The 14,614-nt window shown below is 63.6% G+C and carries 14 protein-coding genes; 4 read left to right on the forward strand and 10 right to left on the reverse strand.

The window, feature by feature from the left end:
• Positions 1–6 precede the first annotated feature (6 nt).
• A complete protein-coding gene (locus tag AC25MA_RS09575) occupies positions 7–624 on the reverse strand; it encodes a DUF1826 domain-containing protein (protein WP_028690003.1) in 618 nt (205 codons plus the stop codon).
• Positions 621–1,829: a zinc metallochaperone GTPase ZigA gene (gene zigA, locus AC25MA_RS09580; RefSeq protein WP_486971979.1), complete on the reverse strand. Its 1,209-nt coding sequence runs from the start codon at positions 1,827–1,829 to the stop codon at positions 621–623. The genes AC25MA_RS09575 and zigA overlap by 4 nt, the downstream gene beginning before the upstream one ends.
• A 110-nt stretch (positions 1,830–1,939) precedes the next feature.
• Between zigA and AC25MA_RS09585 the strand changes: the two genes are divergently transcribed.
• Together AC25MA_RS09585 and folE2 are read left to right on the forward strand one after the other, a co-directional pair.
• Complete coding sequence (locus tag AC25MA_RS09585) at positions 1,940–2,317, forward strand: hypothetical protein (RefSeq protein ID WP_028690005.1); 378 nt, start codon at positions 1,940–1,942, stop codon at positions 2,315–2,317.
• Between the two features lie 24 nt (positions 2,318–2,341).
• Complete coding sequence (gene folE2 / locus AC25MA_RS09590; protein WP_028690006.1) at positions 2,342–3,223, forward strand: GTP cyclohydrolase FolE2; 882 nt, start codon at positions 2,342–2,344, stop codon at positions 3,221–3,223.
• Between the two features lie 4 nt (positions 3,224–3,227).
• Here folE2 and AC25MA_RS09595 read toward each other — a convergent pair whose 3' ends face one another.
• Positions 3,228–3,755, reverse strand: a complete 528-nt coding sequence (locus AC25MA_RS09595; RefSeq protein WP_050707585.1) for a DUF3617 domain-containing protein — start codon at positions 3,753–3,755, stop codon at positions 3,228–3,230.
• Positions 3,756–3,885: 130 nt separating this feature from the next.
• Here AC25MA_RS09595 and cls point away from each other — a divergent pair, with 130 nt between their 5' ends.
• Positions 3,886–5,325 carry a cardiolipin synthase gene (cls, locus tag AC25MA_RS09600; protein WP_486971980.1) on the forward strand — a complete coding sequence of 480 codons (1,440 nt, stop codon included), beginning with the start codon at positions 3,886–3,888 and terminating at the stop codon, positions 5,323–5,325.
• A gap of 35 nt (positions 5,326–5,360) precedes the next feature.
• Here the strand turns inward: cls and cfaB are convergent, their stop codons facing one another.
• Positions 5,361–6,545: a C17 cyclopropane fatty acid synthase CfaB gene (cfaB, locus tag AC25MA_RS09605; protein WP_028690009.1), complete on the reverse strand. Its 1,185-nt coding sequence runs from the start codon at positions 6,543–6,545 to the stop codon at positions 5,361–5,363.
• Positions 6,546–6,760: 215 nt separating this feature from the next.
• Between cfaB and lpdA the strand changes: the two genes are divergently transcribed.
• Complete coding sequence (lpdA, locus tag AC25MA_RS09610; RefSeq protein WP_486971981.1) at positions 6,761–8,161, forward strand: dihydrolipoyl dehydrogenase; 1,401 nt, start codon at positions 6,761–6,763, stop codon at positions 8,159–8,161.
• A 33-nt stretch (positions 8,162–8,194) separates the two neighbouring features.
• On the opposite strand, the gene hcnC is transcribed toward lpdA, so the two are convergent.
• The 6 genes from hcnC to AC25MA_RS09640 all read right to left on the reverse strand — a co-directional run bounded on the left by hcnC (position 8,195) and on the right by AC25MA_RS09640 (position 14,544).
• Positions 8,195–9,445, reverse strand: coding sequence for a cyanide-forming glycine dehydrogenase subunit HcnC (hcnC, locus tag AC25MA_RS09615; RefSeq protein WP_486971982.1), 1,251 nt, complete (start codon positions 9,443–9,445; stop codon positions 8,195–8,197).
• 2 nt (positions 9,446–9,447) lie between these two features.
• Positions 9,448–10,842 carry a cyanide-forming glycine dehydrogenase subunit HcnB gene (gene hcnB / locus AC25MA_RS09620; protein WP_028690012.1) on the reverse strand — a complete coding sequence of 465 codons (1,395 nt, stop codon included), beginning with the start codon at positions 10,840–10,842 and terminating at the stop codon, positions 9,448–9,450.
• Entirely contained in the window at positions 10,839–11,153 is a 315-nt protein-coding gene (hcnA, locus tag AC25MA_RS09625; protein ID WP_028690013.1) for a cyanide-forming glycine dehydrogenase subunit HcnA, read from the reverse strand. Before hcnA ends, hcnB begins: the two co-directional genes overlap by 4 nt.
• Before the next feature lie 138 nt (positions 11,154–11,291).
• The gene (locus AC25MA_RS09630) at positions 11,292–11,762 is read right to left on the reverse strand and encodes a hypothetical protein (RefSeq protein WP_028690014.1); all 471 of its coding nucleotides are present in this window, start codon (positions 11,760–11,762) and stop codon (positions 11,292–11,294) included.
• 166 nt (positions 11,763–11,928) lie between these two features.
• Positions 11,929–13,764 carry a glutamine--fructose-6-phosphate transaminase (isomerizing) gene (glmS, locus tag AC25MA_RS09635; protein WP_213882936.1) on the reverse strand — a complete coding sequence of 612 codons (1,836 nt, stop codon included), beginning with the start codon at positions 13,762–13,764 and terminating at the stop codon, positions 11,929–11,931.
• Between the two features lie 12 nt (positions 13,765–13,776).
• Complete coding sequence (locus tag AC25MA_RS09640; protein ID WP_028690016.1) at positions 13,777–14,544, reverse strand: DeoR/GlpR family DNA-binding transcription regulator; 768 nt, start codon at positions 14,542–14,544, stop codon at positions 13,777–13,779.
• Between the last annotated feature and the right edge of the window lie 70 nt (positions 14,545–14,614).

The following is a 14,614-nucleotide window of genomic DNA, read 5'->3' on the forward strand; positions in this document are numbered from 1 at the left end:
CGCGATTCATGCCAACCAGTCCAGGCTCAGCAACAATCGGCGCTCCCCGGCAGGCGTCAGCGGTGACCGGTGAACCAATCCCGCGCCCTCGTTGCCCAGCCACTTTTCGCCCTTGAGCAGGGCCACCTCTCCCGCCGCCAGGCGCCGAACTTTATCCACAGCCGGTAACGACTGCTGCAAGCGCGCGCGATCGATCGCTCCCTCCGCCAGCCATTCGCTGCCCGCGCCGGCATAGGTACTGAGCAGGCGCACCGGCACATGGTCCACATGCATGCGCGGGCACATCGCCCCGTCCAGTACCCGCACGCGCACACCGAGACGACGGGCGCCCAGCAGGCAGGTATAGGCAGCCACCAGCCAAGCCACATCCGCGACGAAACCGTCATAGCCGTGCAGATCGGCGGCCTCCCTGAGCAAACCGGGCAAGGCTGGCGGGTGGCGTTCATCCACCTCGATCACCCGCTCATCGGCCAGGGATTGGCCAAGGCTGAGCACCAGGTTGGCGAAGTCCTCCACCTGGGCCGGCAGGCGGCGCTGCCAGACCGCCAGGTTGACACCATCCTGAAGGATGTCGGTCATCACCTGGGGCGATTCACCGAACACCTGGCGGATATCCACAGTCATGCCACCGCGTCCTCATGCCAGGCCCCGAAAGGATCGGGCAGACGCAGCCAGGCCATCGGCCCCAACTCCATCTCGTCGTCCGTGAGCAGGCAGGCCTCCAGCTCTGTGGATAACCGCTCGAAGTCGATGTTCTGCCCGATGAACACCAGTTCCTGGCGGCAATCGCCGCTTTCCACCGACCACTGCTTGAGGATCGCCGCGGTACTCTCTTCGTCCTGCGGCCATTGCTTTCGTGGCACGAAGCGCCACCAGCGCCCCGCCAGGCCGTGACGCATCATGCCACCGGCCTGGGACCAGCTCCCAGCCTCCTGGTACTTGCTGGCCAGCCAGAAGAAGCCCTTGGAACGCAGCAACCGGCCGTTGCTCCAGGGTGTGTGGATAAAGTCGTAGAAGCGCTGCGGGTGGAATGGCCGACGTGCCTGCCAGGTGCTGGCGGCGATGCCGTATTCCTCGGTTTCCGGCACATGCTCGCCACGCAGTTCGCGCAGCCAGCCCGGTGCCTGGGCCGCCTGGTCGAAATCGAACAGGCCGGTATCGAGGATGCGCGACAGCGCCACCTGGCCCATCACCATCGGCACGATCTGCGCCCGGGCATTGAGGCTGCGCAGGATGGCCACCAGTTCCTCGCGGTCAGACTGGCTGATCAGGTCGATCTTGCTCAGCAACAGCACGTCGGCGAACTCGACCTGCTCGATCAAGAGGTCGCTGATCGAGCGCTCGTCCTGTTCACCCAAGGTCTCGCCACGGCTGGCGAGACTCTCGGCGGCCTGGTAGTCGCGCAGGAAGTTCAGCCCGTCGACCACGGTGACCATGGTGTCCAGGCGCGCCATGTCGGAGAGGCTGCGCCCCTGCTCGTCGCGAAAGGTGAAGGTCTCGGCGACCGGCAGCGGCTCGGATATTCCGGTCGACTCGATCAGCAGGTAATCGAAGCGGCCCTCACTCGCCAACCTCGCCACCTCTTCCAGCAGGTCCTCGCGCAAGGTGCAACAGATGCAGCCGTTGCTCATCTCCACCAGTTTTTCTTCCGCCCGATTCAGGCTGACGTTGCGCTGGACCTCGCTGGCATCGATGTTGATTTCGCTCATGTCGTTGACGATCACGGCGACGCGCAGGTTGTCGCGGTTGCGCAGGACATGGTTGAGCAGCGTGCTCTTGCCGGCGCCGAGGAAGCCGGACAGCACGGTGACAGGGAGACGGTTGGGCATGACTAACCTCATCGGGCAGGCGCATTCGAATCGATGCATTGCACAATGTTATATTATAACAATACAATTTCGCCAAGCCGTGTCGACCGAACGGTTGTCTGGAGAGCGTCATGAAATCATCCGGCCTCGCTGCCTTGCTGCTGCTCGCAGCACCTATGCAGCTTCTCGCCATGCCTCACACCGACCTCGCCCTGTGCACCCGCAGCGCGACCCTGCTCGCCTGCCAGGATGGCCAAGGCAACTACTACAGCGTGCGTACCGAAGGCAGCACCTTTTACCTGCGAGGCTACGAAGTAGCAGGCAAGCGCCTGTGGGCTCAGACCAACAGCCGCTACGGCACGCTGACCTTCTTCACCGGGCTGGCCAGCGACGGTGAAGCCTGGGTGGGCTACAGCCGTCGCATCGGCTGGACCACCCTCAACCGTGTCTCCAGCTCCAGCGGTCAACGCTTCAACCTGCACTGCAGCCTTGTCGGCGGTTGCCGCTGACTGCCATCACTTCAGGATCCTTCCATGTCTAGCCTTGCCCTTCCCGACATCGCCACACAAAGCAGCCAGCAGACACTGCCGCTGGACTGGGTCGGCATGTGCGGTATCGCCCTGCCGCTGCTGGTCGACGGACGCAGTCTCGGCGCGCACGCCGATGCCGGCGTGAGCCTGGATGACGGCTCAGCCCGGGGCATCCACATGTCACGGTTGTACCTGGCGCTGGAAGCGCTGGAACAGCAAGCCTTGAGTCCACGCCTGATTCGCCGGACGCTCGAGCAGTTTCTCGCCAGCCACGAGGGCCTTTCGAACGCCGCCTACCTGCGCCTGGCGTTCGATCACCTGCTCAAGCGCCCGGCGTTGGTCAGCCCGCTAGCAGGCTGGAAACGCTACCCAGTGAGCATCGACGCACAGCTGAAAGATGGAATGTTCCACGTGGAACTATCGGTGCACATTCCCTACTCCTCGACCTGCCCATGCTCGGCGGCGCTGGCCAGACAGCTGATCCAGGCGCAATTCGACCGGGACTTCGCTGGCCAGTCACTGGAGTGGGAGCGTGTTCGCCAGTGGCTCGGCAGCAGTGACGGCATCGTTGCGACACCCCATAGCCAAAGGAGCATGGCCAAGCTGCAGGTCCGTCTGGACGGCGACGCGTTCAGGCTGACCGAGTTGATCGAGACTGCGGAGGCCGCCTTGGGCACGGCCGTACAGACGGCAGTCAAGCGCGCCGACGAGCAGGCCTTCGCCCTGGCCAACGGACAGAACCTGATGTTCTGCGAGGATGCCGCCCGCCGCTTGCATGCGGCCTTGCGAACGCTAACGGGCGTAAGCGGCTTCAGCGTGCGCGTGGAACATGCAGAGAGCCTGCATGCCCACGACGCGGTGGCGGTCAGTCGTTATCGCGGGTGACCGATCAGGTACGCGGTTTGACCGTTCCACAGTCATTTCCAAGCCAGACCGCCCGTGTATCCATGCTGCCCTGCTGCTGGACCCCGGAGGCATTGAAGGTGCCGTTGACCTTGGTCAGGAACTCCCGGTCGCTGAGGAAGGTGGCCTGGCCGTTACCCTGGGCCTTGGGGCAACTGAACTGGAACTTCCAGACATTGCCATTGCGCTCGGTGATCTTCTGCGTGCAGCCCGATTGCGGATCCTGCAGCGGAATGTCATTGGTCTTGACCTGCTCCGCGGTCAGGCACGAGCGCACCCCCTTGCCCCCCACCGTGATGCCCTGCTTGGCCAGGGCACCTTCCATCATCGCCCGTTGCTCCGGCGGCAGGTTCTTCAACTGACCGAGCATGAACTCCATGTCCGGCAACGGCTTGCCATCGACCTGCATGTTGCTGGTGGTCAGCTCCCACAGGCCGGGTTGCAACATCTGCGCGTGAACCAGCGGGCTGCCCAGCCCCAGCACCAGGGCGAGCAGTGGCAGACGAATCTTCATGGATGAAAGCTCCTCGAAATACCGGCTCTTGCCGGACTGAGCCGTTAGACGTCAAAAACGCCTGCGGGTTGCAGGCCACCCCTCGAACGTGGTCTGTTAGGCAGCAGTGCTCTCGGCAAGCAGGATGCGTATGGATTTCCACAGCCCCTACTTCTTCGGTTACTTGCTCGGCCTGATTCATTTGCTCGGCCTCGTCGCCGCGCTGCATGCGGTGTTCACCGTACGCACCGCCCAAGGTGCGATCGCCTGGGCCATGTCGCTGCTGTTCATCCCCTACCTCACCCTCATCCCCTACCTGGTGTTCGGCGCCCGTTCCTTCTACGCCTACATCCAGGCCCGACGCCAGGCCAACCAGGAAATGCACGTGGCCATGGCCAACCTGAACTGGCGGCCCTGGGTGGAGGAAGCGCTGACCGCCCGCGAGTCCGACAGCTACGCCGCCCTGCGCGCCATGCCCAAGCTGGGGCGCATGCCGTGTCTGGCCAACAACGAGGTGAAGCTGCTGATCGATGGCGCAGCCACCTTCGAGGCGATCTTCTCAGCCATCCGCATGGCGCGGAACACCGTGCTGGTGCAGTTCTTCATCATCCATGACGACGCCCTCGGCCGGGAGTTGCAGCAACTGCTGCTGCGCAAGGCCGCCGAAGGCGTGCAGGTGTTCGTGCTGTACGACCGCGTCGGCAGTCATGCCCTGCCAGCCAGCTACAGCCAGGTGCTGCGCGACGGCGGCGTGCAGATCGAGGCGTTCGCCACCCGGCGTGGCTGGTTCAATCGTTTCCAGGTCAACTTCCGCAACCATCGCAAGATCGTCGTGGTCGATGGCGTGCAAGGCTTTCTCGGCGGGCACAACGTGGGCGACGAATACCTCGGCGCACACCCCAAGCTGTCACCGTGGCGCGACACCCATGTGCAGATCGGCGGCCCGGTACTGGCCTGCCTGCAAGAATCCTTCGCCGAGGACTGGTACTGGGCCACGCGCCAGCTGCCGCCGCTGATCCTGCCCGACGCCTACCCGGAGAACGGCGTACTGTGCCAGGCCTTGGCCAGCGGCCCGGCCGATCCACAGGAAACCTGTGCGCTGTTCTTCCTCGAGGCGATTCACTCGGCCACCCGGCGGGTATGGATCACCAGTCCCTATTTCATCCCCGACGAAGCCATCTTCGCCGCCCTGCGTCTGGCAGTGCTGCGGGGTGTCGACGTACGTATCCTGATTCCCTCGCGCCCCGACCACCGCATCGTCTACGCCGCCTCCAGCCTGTTCGCCTTCGAGGCGGTACGCGCCGGAGTGCGTATGTTCCGTTACCTGCCCGGCTTCCTGCACCAGAAGGTGGTGCTGGTGGACGATGAGGTCAGCGCCATCGGCAGCGCCAACCTCGACAACCGCTCGTTCCGGCTGAACTTCGAGATCACCCTGCTCACCGTGGACCGCACTTTCGCCGACCAAGTCGAACGGATGTTGGAGAATGACTTCGAACAAGCCCGGGAGATCACCGCAGAAGACAGCCGCGACACCCATCGCCTGCAACAGTTGGGGATGCGTATCGCGCGGTTGATTTCACCGATCCTGTGACCCGGCGAGCCTTGTCGGCACGCCGGGCTACCCGATCAACGATAGAGGTCCTCACGCGTCCAAGGCAGGTCGTGGTGGCCGTCGGCGTAGGGCTTCACCGCGAGAATCTGGTGCAGGTTGATCCAGCCCTTGGTGAAGGCATAGGCGCAACCGGCCAGGTACAGGCGCCAGATACGCAAGGTCTTCTCCGGCACCAGCGCGGCGGCGCGGTGCAACTGGTTCTCCAGGTTCTCACTCCAGTGGTTGAGGGTCTTGGCGTAGTGCAGGCGCAGGCTTTCGATATCGACCACCTCCAGGCCCGCCTCGCAGATACGCGCCGTGATCATCGAGATATGCGGCAGCTCGCCGTGGGGGAACACATAACGGTCGATGAAGTCCCCCGCGCCACGGCCGACTGGGCGACCATCGACGTGCTTGGCGGTAATGCCATGGTTCATCACCAGGCCACCTTCGCGCACCGCACCGAACAGCCGCTGGCAGTACAGCTCGAGGTTGGCATGCCCGACGTGTTCGAACATGCCAACGCTGACCGCCTTGTCAAAGCGGCCATCCTGCGGCAGGTCACGGTAGTCGAGAATCTGCAGGTCGACCTTGTCGGCCAGGCCCTCCTCCTTGACCCGCTGGCGGCCCAGCTTCAGTTGCTCCTTGCTCAGGGTGATGCCGAACACCTTGGCGCCGTACTCGCGGGCGGCGAATCGTGCCAGACCGCCCCAACCGCAACCGACATCCAGCAAGTAGTCGCCGGCCTGCAGGCGCAGCTTGCGGCACAGGTGGTCGAACTTGTCCTGCTGCGCCTGGGCCAGGGTGTTGTCCGGTTCCTTGAAGTAGGCGCAGGAATAGACCATGTCCGGGTCGAGCCACAGTCGGTAGAAATCGTTGGACAGGTCGTAGTGGTAGGAAATGGCTTCGGCGTCGGTGCGCTTGTCATGGGAAGTGCGCTCCGGCACAAACTCGTCTTCATCCTTGAGCAATGCTTCGCTGAGCTCGTCGCAGACCCGGATGACTTCACCGATATCACCTTCCAGTTCCAGCTTGCCTTCAACGAAGGCAGAGCCAAGCTCATCCAGGTTCGGATGGGTGAGCTGGGTGATCAGCTGGGGCTCCTTGACCAGGATGGTAACCTGCGGGCTCGGCCCCAGGTCGAACTGGTTGCCGTCCCACAGCTTGACGCGCAAAGGTAAGTGCAGGCTCTGCAATGCGGGTGGAAGTTGCGCAAGCATTCATGACCCTCCCTTTCATTGATACGGACGCCAAGCCTCAAGGTGTCGGACGTCACCGGATCAGGGTAGTTCATTCGTGCGAAGTTTCCGTTAATCGCGACCATAGTCTAGAACTATCTGGTCCGGGTCATCCACCAGATTGTATACAATCATCATCACTCAGACTAACCTTGTGCCCCTCTTCGCTTCCTCACACTCTCGGAGTAACGAAACCCATGAAATCCTATGACGTGGTGATCATCGGCGGCGGCCCCGGCGGCTACAACGCAGCGATCCGTGCCGGCCAGCTGGGCCTGAGCGTGGCCTGTGTCGAAGGTCGCTCGACCTTGGGCGGCACCTGCCTGAACGTTGGCTGCATGCCGTCCAAGGCACTGCTGCATGCGTCCGAGCTCTACGAGGCGGCCAGCGGCGAGGAGTTTGCCCATCTGGGGATCGAGGTCAAACCGACCCTCAACCTGGGCCAGATGATGAAGCAGAAAGACGAAAGCGTGACCGGCCTGACCAAGGGCATCGAGTACCTGTTCCGTAAGAACAAGGTCGACTGGGTCAAGGGCTGGGGCCGCCTGGACGGCTCCGGCAAGGTACTGGTCAAGGCCGAGGACGGCAGCGAAACCACCCTGCAGGCCAAGGACATCGTCATCGCCACCGGCTCCGAACCCACGCCACTGCCCGGTGTGACCATCGACAATCAGCGCATCATCGATTCCACCGGCGCCCTGTCGCTGCCTCAGGTGCCCAAGCACCTGGTCGTGATCGGCGCCGGCGTGATCGGCCTGGAGCTGGGTTCGGTGTGGCGCCGCCTGGGTGCCGAAGTAACGGTGATCGAATACCTCGACCGCATCTGCCCGGGCACCGATGAGGAAACCGCCAAGACCCTGCAGAAGGCCTTGGCCAAGCAAGGCATGACCTTCAAGCTCGGCAGCAAGGTGACCCAGGCCACATCCAGCGCCGACGGCGTCAGCCTGACCCTGGAGCCCGCCGCCGGTGGCAACGCCGAAACCCTGCAGGCCGACTATGTGCTGGTGGCCATCGGTCGCCGTCCGTATACCAAGGGCCTGAACCTGGAAAGCGTGGGGCTGGAAACCGACAAGCGCGGCATGCTCGCCAACGACCATCACCGCAGCGCGGTCCCAGGCATCTGGGTGATCGGCGACGTCACCTCCGGCCCGATGCTGGCGCACAAGGCCGAGGATGAAGCGGTGGCGTGCATCGAGCGCATCGCCGGCAAGCCGCATGAGGTGAACTACAACCTGATCCCAGGCGTCATCTACACCCGCCCGGAACTGGCCACTGTCGGCAAGACCGAAGAGCAGCTCAAGGCCGAAGGCCGTGCCTACAAGGTCGGCAAATTCCCCTTCACCGCCAACAGCCGGGCCAAGATCAACCATGAGACCGAAGGCTTCGCCAAGGTCATCGCCGACGCCGTCACCGACGAGGTCCTGGGCGTGCACCTGGTGGGCCCGAGCGTGAGCGAGATGATCGGCGAGTTCTGCGTGGCCATGGAATTCTCGGCCTCGGCCGAGGACATCGCCCTCACCTGCCACCCGCACCCGACCCGCTCCGAGGCCCTGCGCCAGGCGGCGATGAATGTGGATGGGAAAGCGATGCAGATCTGATTCCTGGGGGCCGCTTTGCGGCCCCCGCATCCATCAACCGTGCGCCAACTGTTTATCCATTCCCCCATGGAAGCGCGACGCCAAAAATGGCGTGATATCCAACGGTAACGCCTCATTGTGGACAACCTTGTCCAACAGCACACCGGTAATGGCCGACGTGAGGATTCCGGTACGGAAATGCCCACAGGCATTGAAGTAGCCCTGAACATTATCCACAGGCCCGAGAATCGGCAGTTCGTCCGGTGACCCAGGGCGCAGGCCGGCCCAGGTGCGCTTGAGGTTCACCTGCGCCAGCTGCGGCACGCAACGGATCGCGCCCTGCACAAGGCCACTGATTTCCGGGAAAGTGTTGCTGACATCGAAGCCCTTCTCTTCGGTGGTGCTGCCGATCAGGATCTCGCCATTGTCCTTCTGCGCCATGTAGCAATCGCTGGTGGTGATGCAGCCATCGAGCAGTTTGGGCAGACGCTCGGTCAGCACGATCTGGCCCTTCACCGGCTTGACCGGAATACTCTCCCCCGTCGCCCATTCGCTCAGCTCCGCGGCCCAGGCGCCAGCAGCATTGATCAACGTGCCGCAATGGAACTCGCCGGCCTCGGCAGTGCGCACGCCCTTGATTCGCGAGCCTTCATGCAGCACGCCGGTGATGTTCACGTTCGGGTAAAGGTCGACACCGTTCTGCCGCGCCGCCTCCATGTAGGCATCACCCAGGCGGAACGGGCTGACCTGGTGGTCGCAGAGAAACTCCAGCGCGCCATTGGCCTTGAGCGTCACCGCCGGCTCCGAGGCCCGCAGCGCGTCACGGTCGAGCCAGCGAACCTGGTCGGCCAGGTGCGGGATCTGCTTGACGATGTGCTCGGCGTACAGCTGGTCTTCTTCATCCTGGATGATGTACTTGAGCCCGGTGCGTTCGAACTTGAAGTCCATGCCGTGGCGCTCGATCAGTTCCTGGTGCAGCTGTGGATAAAGCGCGTTGGACTGCAGGGCGAAGTCGAAGAAGCATTCCGGCAGGATATGCGGCGTGCTCGAGTCGACCACCACCGCGGCGCCGTTGGCCTCACGCTTGTTGCGCGAGGACATCATGCGAAAGAAGATCACCCCGCAGCCCAGCCCCACCGACTCACCGATGGCCCACAGGCCGCCGGCCGAGGCGCGGGTGGCGTTGCCCGGACGCTTGCAGTCGATCAGGGCGATCTTCAGGTTGTTCCGCTTGGACAGCTGGTAGGCACAAGACGCGCCGATCACACCGCCACCGGCAATGATGATGTCGTAATGCTTGTTCATGTTCAGGCCTCCGTGCCGAGTTGTTCGAATGCGGAAAAAGGGATCGGGTCCACCGGGAAGCGCGGACGCAGCCAGCCCACGTCCGCGCGGCCGGTGGCGCTGCGCAGGCGGTCGCTGCAGTAGCCGACGCACATGCGCCCCTGGCAGTCGCCCATGCTTACCCGGGTACGCATCTTCAGGCTGGCCATGTCCTCCACACCCTGCTCCAGGGCCAGGTCAATCTGATCGCGGGTGACGTTTTCGCAACGGCAGATCACCGTATCGGCCTGGGGCAGCTGGATCTGCGCCGCGCCGCGCGCGGTGTAGCGTTCCACCCCGGAACGGAAGCGCTTGATCGCCGCCAGCTTGCCCAGGAAGCGTTCACGGCGCTCGATCGCCTGCTCGGCATCGAGCTTGCCCATCTGCTGCAACATCGACACCGCGGCGATACGCCCGGTGAGCATCGCTGCCTCGCCACCGCGAATACCGGCCATGTCGCCGGCCAGGTGAATGTTCGGCTGGCTGCTCTGCTGCCACACGTTGCACTCGGCGCGCAGGTAGCCGTCCTCGCTGAAACCATGGGCCAGGCCCAGTTGCTGGCTGAGCTGGGTCCGCGGAATGAAGCCGTAGCCCACCGCCAGGGTGCGCACCTGCTCGCGCTGGATGCGGGTCATGTCCGGCTGCCAATCCTGGGTGTAGGGGGCGACCTGGACCTCCTGCAATTCGCCGTCACCCGTGGCGCCCACCACGCCCCAGCCGTAATGCATGGGGATGCCGTTGAGCTTCATGTAGGCCAGCATGCTCAGGCCGTCGAGGAACAGCTGCGGCTTGTTCATCAACGCCAGGCTTTCCTTGGCGATACGGTTGAACGAGCAGGCCTCGTACACGCCGGCCACCTTGGCGCCGGCGGCGTGCAGCTGGCAGGCGACCAGTGGCAGCAACGGCCCGGTACCGGCAATCAGCGTGCTGCCCAGTGGCTTGACCACGCCACTCTTGATCTGCAGCTGCAAGCCGCCGAGCAGGATCACACCGGGCAAGGTCCAGCCAGGGAACGGCACGTTGCGCTCGTGGCATCCGGCGGCCAACAGCAGGTGCGAGTAGTCGATCTCGTGCAGCTGTTCATCAGCGTCGAGGACCATCAGCCGTTGATCGTCCCCACCCACCACGCGATGGTTCAGGCGCAGGTCGATGCGCTCGGCGCAGGCGGCGAAATCTTCATGCAGCTTGGTCAGGGCCTTGGTGTAGCGCGGCCCCAGGTAGCCCAGGTCGACACCCGCGCGCAGCGGGCCCCGATAGACCACGCCACCGGGGCGCGACGCCTCGTCGAACAGCAGGCAGTCCACGCCATGTTCGGCCAGCTCGATGGCGGCGCCCATGCCGGCCGAACCGCCACCGACGATCACGGGACGAAGGCTCATGGGTGGGCCTCCTCTTGCACGCGATTGACCTCGGTCTCGATGCTCATGCCCGGCTTGACGATGGTCTGGCAGGCGCGACGCTTGGGACGACCATCGATCTGCACCAGGCAGCAATGGCAGACGCCCATGCCGCAGAAGGCACCGCTGAGCTGACCATGATCGTTGCGGGCCAGCTGGCGCAGGCCAACGGCGTTGAGCACACTGAGTACGGTTTCGCCGGCACTGGCGACCGCAGGCAGGCCATTGACCAGCAGGGTCATTTCAGCGCCTTCCAATGGCTGGATATCGTGCTTTCGTTGCAGCGTCTGCATTTCCTGTCGTCCTTGATGACTGGTGGGTCGGGCGACGTTAGGGCAAACAACGAGGGAAAACATTGATCCATGCCAGAGGCAGGATTAGGAAACGTCCTACAACGACGAACGTGCAACAGTGTTCACAAACGGGAAGGCTCAGGTTGGACAGATGAGCTTGTCAGGATTGATATCGACACTGAACAAGAAAGCGTTGTCATAGCCCGTATAGAAATGTTCCTGGCGGAACTTGAACCTGCGCATGGCCTCGAGAAACTCTGGCTCCTTGCAGGCCAGGCGCTCCAACCCCGCGCGCACGCGCGCCTCCATCTTCGACTTGCGCTCCCACGGCAGGCTGCTGGAGGCCATGTCGACCTGATAGCGGTAGGCGATCGTGTCGCCGGAGATGATATCGATCCTTTCCAGCCGGGTCAGTGCGTCGACCTGCCTGGGTAGGGTGCTGTTCAGATGAAGCACGTTCTCGACCCACTGGGCTCGCTGCGCAACCCGCTGCTCCTCGGCTTTGAGCGCGTAAAAACGCCCAGCCAGCATGAGCACGAGGGTTGCGCCAATGGACAGGTAGAAGTTGCGCAGGCTGCGCGGCTTTTTCGGTGCCAGTTTCATCAACATCAGGTTTTCTCTTCCTGTAAACGAAAACGCCCCTGGCAGACCAGAGGCGATCGTGAAGCTAAACGAAGAAGGGAGCCAGTTACGACTCCCTTCGTCAGCGACAGTTTTTATTGCCGTGCGACAGTCTTAATTCTCAGAAACCACCCTTGCCTCGACAGCAGTGGCGTTATTCCACCGTCACCGACTTGGCCAGGTTACGCGGCTGGTCGACGTCGGTGCCCTTGAGCACGGCGACGTAGTACGACAGCAACTGCAGCGGAATGGTGTAGAGAATCGGCGCCAGCGCATCGTTGATGTGCGGCACGTTGATCACATGGGTGCCCTCGCCGTTGCTCATGCCGGCCTGCTCGTCGGCGAACACCACCAGCTCGCCGCCACGGGCGCGGACTTCCTGCAGGTTCGACTTGAGCTTCTCCAGCAGTTCGTTGTTCGGCGCCACGGTCACCACCGGCATGTCGTTGTCCACCAGCGCCAGCGGGCCATGCTTGAGCTCGCCGGCCGGGTAGGCTTCGGCGTGGATGTAGGAGATCTCCTTGAGCTTGAGCGCACCTTCCATCGCCACCGGGTACTGGGCGCCGCGGCCAAGGAACAGGGTGTGGTGCTTGTCGGCGAACAGCTCGGCGATCTTCTCGACCACGCCATCCATCGCCAGCGCCTCGCTCAGGCGGGCCGGCAGGCGACGCAGCTCGTCCACCAGCTCGGCTTCGACACCGGCCTCGAGGCTGCCGCGCACCTGGCCCAGGGCCAGGGTCAGCAGCATCAGCGACACCAGCTGGGTAGTGAAGGCCTTGGTCGAGGCGACGCCGATCTCCGGCCCGGCCAGGGTCAGCAGGGTCAGGTCGGATTCGCGCACCAGCGAGCTGATGCCCTTGTTGCAGATCGCCAGGCTGCCGAGGAAGCCCAGCTCCTTGGCATTGCGCAGGGCCGCCAGGGTGTCGGCGGTTTCACCGGACTGCGAGATGGAGACGAACAGGGTGTCCGGCTGCACCACCACCTTGCGGTAGCGGAACTCGCTGGCCACTTCCACCTGGCAAGGGATGCCGGCCAGGCTTTCCAGCCAGTAGCGGGCGACCATGCCGGCGTGGTAGCTGGTGCCGCAGGCGACGATCTGCACGTTGCGCACCTTGGCGAACAGCTCGGCGGCCTGTGGGCCGAAGGCCTGGACCATCACATGGTCCTTGCCCAGGCGCCCTTCCAGGGTGCGCTGCACCACGGTGGGCTGCTCGTGGATTTCCTTGAGCATGAAGTGGCGGTAGTTGCCCTTCTCGGCGGCTTCGGCGCCTTCGTGGTACTGCACCGTCTCACGCTGGACCGGATGACCGGCCTGATCCCAGATCTGCACCTGGTCACGGTGGATCTCGGCGATATCGCCTTCTTCCAGGTACATGAAGCGGTCGGTGACCTGGCGCAGGGCCAATTGGTCGGAGGCCAGGAAGTTTTCACCGAGGCCAAGGCCGATCACCAGCGGGCTGCCGCTGCGGGCGGCGACCAGGCGGTCCGGCTGGCTGGCGCTGATCACCGCCAGGCCATAAGCCCCGTGCAGGCGTTTGACCGCGGCCTTGAGCGCGTCGGTCAGGTCGGGAATGTCCTTGAGCAGGTGGTGGATCAGGTGGACGATGACTTCGGTGTCGGTCTGCGAGACAAAGGCATAGCCCAGGCCCCTGAGCTCTTCACGCAGCTCTTCGTGGTTCTCGATGATGCCGTTGTGCACCACCGCCACGTCGTGCCCGGAGAAATGCGGGTGGGCATTGTTTTCGGTCGGCGCGCCATGGGTTGCCCAGCGAGTGTGGGCGATGCCCAGCTGGCCGGCCAGCGGGTCGGCGGTCACGGCGCCTTCGAGTTCGCTGACTTTGCCGATGCGACGGCGACGCTCCAGCGCGCCTTGCTGGTTCAGCACGGCCAGGCCGGCGCTGTCATAACCACGGTATTCCAGGCGCTTGAGGCCTTCGATGAGGATGGCTGTGATATTGCGCTCGGCAACGGCACCAACGATTCCACACATAAGATGTTGCTCCTAGCTGATAGCGGCGCAGATAAGGGTGATGCCGCGGGCTTGAATCCGGTCGCGTGCCTCGGCGGGCAGGCGATCATCAGTAATCAGGGTATTGACGCTGCCCCAGGGCAGCTCGAGGTTGGGGATCTTGCGACCGACCTTGTCCGACTCGACCATGACGATCACCTCGCGCGCCACCTCGGCCATGACCCGGCTCAAGCCCAACAGCTCGTTGAAGGTGGTGGTGCCACGCTCCAGGTCGATGCCGTCGGCACCGATGAACAGCTGATCGAAGTCGTATGAGCGTAGTACTTGCTCGGCCACCTGGCCCTGGAAGGACTCCGAATGTGGGTCCCAGGTACCACCGGTCATCAGCAATACAGGCTCATGCTCCTGCTCGCTGATGGCGCGGGCCACGTTGAGCGAGTTGGTCATCACCACCAGACCCGGCTGGCGCCCGAGCTGGGGGATCATCGCCGCCGTGGTGCTGCCGCTGTCGATGATGATGCGCGCATGCTCGCGGATGCGTCCGACCGCCGCCCGGGCGATGGCCTGCTTGTACAAGGACACCGGCTGGACTGTGTCGCCCAGCAGTTCCTGGGGCATGGTCACAGCGCCACCGTACCGGCGCAGCAGCAAGCCGTTGGCCTCCAGAGCGGCGAGGTCCTTACGGATGGTGACTTCGGAAGTTTCGAAACGCTTGGCCAGGGCGTCGACGCTCACCTCGCCCTGCTCGTTGAGCAAGGCCAGGATATTGTGGCGGCGCTGGGGAGTGTTTCGTTTCGACATGTCGGTCTAAGTTTCGATTCGAAAGATAAGAGATGCAATCAAAACCTAAGATGAGGGATTCGTCAAGTTG

The sequence above is a fragment of the Pseudomonas sp. P65(2024) genome (assembly GCF_057480955.1).

Coding starts and splice junctions, on each gene's coding strand:
- AC25MA_RS09575 (WP_028690003.1), bottom strand. CDS start 624: ATGACTGTGGATATCCGCCAGGTGTTCGGTGAATCGCCCCAGGTGATG.
- zigA (WP_486971979.1), bottom strand. CDS start 1,829: ATGCCCAACCGTCTCCCTGTCACCGTGCTGTCCGGCTTCCTCGGCGCC.
- AC25MA_RS09585 (WP_028690005.1), top strand. CDS start 1,940: ATGAAATCATCCGGCCTCGCTGCCTTGCTGCTGCTCGCAGCACCTATG.
- folE2 (WP_028690006.1), top strand. CDS start 2,342: ATGTCTAGCCTTGCCCTTCCCGACATCGCCACACAAAGCAGCCAGCAG.
- AC25MA_RS09595 (WP_050707585.1), bottom strand. CDS start 3,755: ATGAAGATTCGTCTGCCACTGCTCGCCCTGGTGCTGGGGCTGGGCAGC.
- cls (WP_486971980.1), top strand. CDS start 3,886: ATGGATTTCCACAGCCCCTACTTCTTCGGTTACTTGCTCGGCCTGATT.
- cfaB (WP_028690009.1), bottom strand. CDS start 6,545: ATGCTTGCGCAACTTCCACCCGCATTGCAGAGCCTGCACTTACCTTTG.
- lpdA (WP_486971981.1), top strand. CDS start 6,761: ATGAAATCCTATGACGTGGTGATCATCGGCGGCGGCCCCGGCGGCTAC.
- hcnC (WP_486971982.1), bottom strand. CDS start 9,445: ATGAACAAGCATTACGACATCATCATTGCCGGTGGCGGTGTGATCGGC.
- hcnB (WP_028690012.1), bottom strand. CDS start 10,842: ATGAGCCTTCGTCCCGTGATCGTCGGTGGCGGTTCGGCCGGCATGGGC.
- hcnA (WP_028690013.1), bottom strand. CDS start 11,153: ATGCAGACGCTGCAACGAAAGCACGATATCCAGCCATTGGAAGGCGCT.
- AC25MA_RS09630 (WP_028690014.1), bottom strand. CDS start 11,762: ATGTTGATGAAACTGGCACCGAAAAAGCCGCGCAGCCTGCGCAACTTC.
- glmS (WP_213882936.1), bottom strand. CDS start 13,764: ATGTGTGGAATCGTTGGTGCCGTTGCCGAGCGCAATATCACAGCCATC.
- AC25MA_RS09640 (WP_028690016.1), bottom strand. CDS start 14,544: ATGTCGAAACGAAACACTCCCCAGCGCCGCCACAATATCCTGGCCTTG.